Annotated in this window: 2 protein-coding genes and 1 tRNA gene; all 3 read left to right on the plus strand. The window is 63.9% G+C overall.

The window, feature by feature from the left end:
* Positions 1-259 precede the first annotated feature (259 nt).
* The 3 genes from trpB (at position 260) to A6A03_RS20530 (ending at position 3,239) form a co-directional block, all read left to right on the plus strand.
* Positions 260-1,450 (plus strand): tryptophan synthase subunit beta, encoded by a 1,191-nt coding sequence (gene trpB / locus A6A03_RS18730; RefSeq protein ID WP_066791320.1) that lies wholly within the window; start codon positions 260-262, stop codon positions 1,448-1,450.
* A 500-nt stretch (positions 1,451-1,950) separates the two neighbouring features.
* Positions 1,951-2,865, plus strand: coding sequence for a diacylglycerol/lipid kinase family protein (locus A6A03_RS18735; RefSeq protein ID WP_066791326.1), 915 nt, complete (start codon positions 1,951-1,953; stop codon positions 2,863-2,865).
* Positions 2,866-3,145: 280 nt separating this feature from the next.
* A tRNA-Sec gene (locus A6A03_RS20530) sits at positions 3,146-3,239 on the plus strand.
* Positions 3,240-3,455 lie beyond the last annotated feature (216 nt).

The raw sequence follows: 3,455 nt of genomic DNA on the forward strand, positions 1-3,455 counted from the left end.
TCCCGCTGGGGGAGGGGTTGCCCCCACCCCCGGCCCCTCCCCCGCTGGGGGAGGGGGGTGTGAGCGCAAAGGCGTAGAGGACGCAAAGAGCGCAGAGGGTTTGTTATGGTTTGGATGCCCAAGTCCGCTAGCAGCCTCCCTTTCAAATTCTTAGCGACCTTTGCGGGAGACGGACGGCCGTCCGTCTCTACGCTTTGCCCCCTTTGCGGGAGACGGACAGCCGTCCGTCTCTACGTGATTTCGTCTAGAAAGTGTAGCTATGCAGGACGTGATTTCGCGACCGGGGAGATTCGGCCCGTATGGCGGGCGGTATGTGCCGGAAACGCTGATGCCGGCGGTCAGTGCGCTGGAAGAGGCCTACGAGGCGGCGAAGGCCGATCCGTCATTTTGGGAGGAGTTGGCGGCGCTGCACCGCACCTATACCGGCAGGCCGACGCCGTTGACGTTTGCGGCGCGGTTGACGGCCCACTGCGGCGGGGCGCGGATCTATCTCAAGCGCGAGGATTTGGCCCACACCGGCGCGCATAAGATTAACAATGCGCTGGGACAGGGGTTGCTGGCGAAGCGTATGGGCAAGCGGCGGGTGATTGCCGAGACCGGCGCTGGCCAGCACGGTGTGGCGACGGCGACGGTCTGCGCGCTGCTTGGGTTGGAGTGCGTAGTGTATATGGGGGTGGACGACATGGCCCGCCAGCGGCCGAACGTCTTCCGCATGCGGCTGCTAGGGGCCGAGGTGCGCGGCGTGACGAGCGGTTCGCGCACGCTGAAAGATGCGATCAATGAAGCGATGCGCGATTGGGTGACGAACCCCGACAGCTATTATCTGCTCGGTTCGGCGCTGGGGCCGCACCCCTACCCAACGATGGTGCGCGACTTTCAGCGCGTGATCGGAGTGGAAGCGCGCGAGCAGATGCTCGCTGCAACGGGCCGGTTGCCGGATGTGGTGGTGGCGTGCGTTGGCGGCGGCTCGAACGCGATCGGCATCTTTCACCCCTTCCTTGACGATCACGAGGTGGCGCTGCGCGGCGTCGAGGCTGGCGGCAGAGGCGAGCGGCTCGGCGAGCACGCGGCCCGCTTCCGCGCTGCGACTCCCGGGGTGTTGCAGGGCACCTATTCGTATGTGTTGCAGGATGAAGCCGGCCAGATTGCGCTGACCCATTCGGTGAGCGCCGGGTTGGATTACGCCAGCATCGGCCCTGAACATGCATGGCTGCACGATAGCGGGCGGGCAACGTATACGGCGGCTAGCGATGACGAGGCCTTGGCCGCGTTTCAGTTGTTGGCCAAGCTGGAGGGGATTATCCCGGCTTTAGAGAGCGCCCACGCGGTGGCCGAGGCGATAAAGCTAGCACCGGCGATGCGGCCCGAGCAGACGATTTTGGTGAATGTGTCGGGACGGGGTGACAAAGATATCTTCACTGTCGCTGATCTGTTAGGGGTCGAAATCTAAAGGCGCAGAGGGGGTGGCCCCCACCCCCGGCCCCTCCCCCGCTGGGGTTCAAGGGCAGACAGAACATCTGCCCAGAACCCGGCCCTAAAGGGCCGGGCTATGATTACGAAGCCCGCTGCGCGGGCTGTTGGCCCTCACCCCCAGCCCCTCTCCCACCTAATGGCGGGAGAGGGGAGCGTAGAGCCGGGATTTGAGGCATCGCACACCGATCAATGGGTGCGACCGAACACATTTCTATCCACCCCTCCCCCGCTGGGGGAGGGGCGTGGCCCCCACCCCCGGCCCCTCCCCCGCTGGGGGAGGGGCGATTGTTAACGCAAAGGCGCAGAGAACGCAGAGGGCGCAGAGGATTCTAAACGCAAAGGCGCAAAGAACGCAGAGGGCGCAGAGGATTTTATGGTGGGGTATAAGCGTACTAGAAAACCACCTTTTAAAATACTTGGTGTTCTTTGCAATCTTTGCGGGAGACGGACGGCCGTCCGTCTCTACAGGGTACACGTATGACAACGACAGTCATCTTAAACCCGGCGGCGGGGCGCGGGTTGGCGGGCCGGCGGCGGGGTGCGATCGAAACTGAATTGCGCAAGCACGGCATCGAGTACGAGATTGTCACCACCCACGCGCGCGGCGGCGCGACCGAGCTGGCGATACAGGCGATGAACCGCGGCGCGAGCCGGCTGGTGGCGGTGGGTGGCGATGGCACGATCAATGAGGTGGTGAACGGGATCATTGATAGCCGTAAAGGCGGGCAAGTGCCGCTGGGCATTATCCCGCTCGGCACCGGCAGCGACTTCGTGAAATCGTTGCCCGGCGTGCGCCCCGGCGATCTTGCCGGTGCGGTGCAGCGACTGGCGACCAACCGGGTGCAGGCGATTGATGTGGGCCGGATCCGGGTGGAAGCGGGCCGGCTGAAGCTCACTCGCTGTTTTATCAACGGGTTGGGCATGGGGCTCGATGCGGCGGTGGCGGTCGAGAGTCTGAAGATCAAGCGGTTGCGCGGCTTTGCGGTCTATCTGATCTCGGTGTTGAAGGCGCTGGCCACCTACCGGCCCGGCCCGATGACGGTGCGCTTCGATGGGCAGCGGGTGAGCCGCCAGCTCTTTTTTGCCAGCGTCGGCAATGGGCGGTGCCAAGGCGGCGGCTTCTGGATGACGCCGGACGCGAAGCTGGATGATGGTTTGCTCGATCTGTGCATCGTCGATACGATGCCGATTCTGCGTGCGCTGCGCAAGATTCCGCTGTTGATGCGCGGGGTGCATACCAACGAGCCGGAAGTGACGATGGCCCGCGCTCGCCGGATTGAGGTGACGTGCCCGACGCCGATCCCGGTAGCGACCGATGGGGAAGTGATTGCGACGGCGGCGCAGCGGGTCGAGGTCGAAGTGTTGCCGCGGGCCGTGCAATTGGTCGTATAGAAGGCGCAGAGGAAGTTGGCCCCCACCCCCGGCCCCTCCCCCGCTGGGGGAGGGGGGTGAACGCAAAGGCGAAGAGAATACTAAGGTCGCGAAGGTTTTTGGTGGTTGCGGACGAGCGCGCTGGCAGTTCCCACCATCAAATTCCTTCGCGACCCTTTGCGATCTTGGCGTCTTTGCGTTTAGATTCTTTGCGGCCTCTGCGATAGGAGAGACGGACTGCCGTCCGTCTCTACATGGCTTTCGATTGACAAGCACGGTTGCGCCCTCTACAATCAGCGATGAGAGCGCATGTGGCCCGGTGGCTGCCGCGGTCTTCAAAACCGTTGGGCGGAGTGACGAACTGCGCTGGTGGGTTCGACTCCCACGCGCTCTCGGTGGTTGGTAACGAAGGCCGCTTGGAATGGCAGGCGCTGAAGAAGGCGGGTGCCCTCACGAAGCCTGCTGTGCGGGTTGCTGGCCCCTCCCCCGCTGGGGGAGGGGTGTTTTTTACCGCAGGGGGCGCGGAGGGCGCGGGGGGGAATGGCCACAAAAAGACGCAAAAGACACAAACAATAAAAAAACCTTTGCGACCTCTGCGGAGCCGGACAGCC

Origin of the sequence: Chloroflexus islandicus, from assembly GCF_001650695.1 — a bacterium.
Taxonomy (GTDB): Bacteria; Chloroflexota; Chloroflexia; order Chloroflexales; family Chloroflexaceae; genus Chloroflexus; species Chloroflexus islandicus.

Bases quoted from the DNA above. Each gene is read 5' to 3' on its own strand.
- trpB (WP_066791320.1), top strand. From the start codon at position 260: ATGCAGGACGTGATTTCGCGACCGGGGAGATTCGGCCCGTATGGCGGG.
- A6A03_RS18735 (WP_066791326.1), top strand. From the start codon at position 1,951: ATGACAACGACAGTCATCTTAAACCCGGCGGCGGGGCGCGGGTTGGCG.